Source organism: Nocardia sp. NPDC060220 (genome assembly GCF_042727815.1).
Taxonomy (GTDB): Bacteria; Actinomycetota; Actinomycetes; order Mycobacteriales; family Mycobacteriaceae; genus Nocardia.
The window spans coordinates 1-1,116 of record NZ_JBHWZY010001356.1 but is presented as its reverse complement, the minus strand read 5'-3'; the positions used below and the strand labels follow the sequence as shown (position 1 = coordinate 1,116).

Genomic DNA, 1,116 nt, shown 5'->3' with positions numbered 1-1,116 from the left:
CGTCCTCCTCCAATGCCTTCAGGTGTTGGGAGACCGTGGATGTGGAGCGCAGGCCCACCGCGTCGGCGATCTCCCGCGTGCTCGGCGCGTAGCCGTGGGCGAGCACCGAATCCCTGATCACGGCGAGAATGTGTTGTCTGCGGGGAGGCAGGCTCGCGGCGTCGAGGTGGTCGAAGTCGTCGTATCCGGTCATCGGGGAATCGTAGATCCCCCCGCGATCATCACTTCAGTCCAGGTTCCTCGCGAAACAGTTCGACTGCGGCAGGACGTGATACGGCGCGAACAGCGGAATCCGGTGATAGCCACTGCGCTCGTAGAAGCGCACCGCTTCCGGCTGCAGGTGCCCGGTCTGCAGGATCATCCGGGGCCGGCCGGCCGCGCGCACGGATGCTTCGGCGGCGTGCAACAGCGCCGTCGCGGTTCCGGTGCCACGGTAGGCGGGACGCACGAACATCCGCTTGAGTTCGAGGTCACCGGCGTTCCAGCGCACCGCGGCGTGCCCGACAGGCTCCGCGCCCACGTACGCGACGAACGTCTGGTGCACGGTCGCGTGATCGACCGCGATCGGCGAGGGACCGCGCAGGGCGAGCTCGAGGTGGGCGTAGCGGGGACGGACCTCGGCCGACATCTCCGCGCGCAGCGACTCGGCATCCGGGTCGTCCCAGTCGACCACGAGCACTCGTGGCGAAACATCGGTCTGTGGGGAAGTGTGGCCAACCATGACAACCACGGTAGGCACCGGATCATCGTCACCGGACTGTTTGCCCTCAGCGAGATTCTGAACCGGCAGCGATCAGACGCATCCGCCGGGCAACACCGCGACACCGAGTGCGCCGACACCGAGGTGCACACCGAGTGCGGGGCCGAACTCGGCAACGTAGAGCTCTTGCACCTCCGGCAGCTGCTCACGCAATTGCGCCGCGATGTTTTCGGCGGCCTCGGGGGCACCGAGATGCTGGATGCCGAGCGCCGCACCATCGGATGCGGCCGCCTCCACCGCGGCAGCCACCAGCTTGGCGTAGGCACGCGATCTGGTTCGCACCTTCTCGCGCATTTCGAGCTTGCCCTCCACCAGCTGCAGCAGTGGTTTCGTCACCAGTTCACTGCCGAAGAACC

At 67.0% G+C, this 1,116-nt stretch carries 2 protein-coding genes and 1 pseudogene; all 3 read right to left on the bottom strand.

Annotated features, from left to right (window positions below):
• A pseudogene (locus tag ACFWF3_RS36745) lies at positions 1–193 on the bottom strand (repressor LexA); the annotation flags it as partial.
• Between the two features lie 33 nt (positions 194–226).
• Positions 227–721, bottom strand: coding sequence for a GNAT family N-acetyltransferase (locus tag ACFWF3_RS36740; protein WP_379318846.1), 495 nt, complete (start codon positions 719–721; stop codon positions 227–229).
• A gap of 72 nt (positions 722–793) precedes the next feature.
• Positions 794–1,116, bottom strand: a 323-nt coding sequence (locus ACFWF3_RS36735; protein ID WP_379318844.1) for a DegV family protein, incomplete at its 5' end; no start/stop codon positions are given.

Coding starts and splice junctions, on each gene's coding strand:
- ACFWF3_RS36740 (WP_379318846.1), bottom strand. CDS start 721: ATGGTTGGCCACACTTCCCCACAGACCGATGTTTCGCCACGAGTGCTC.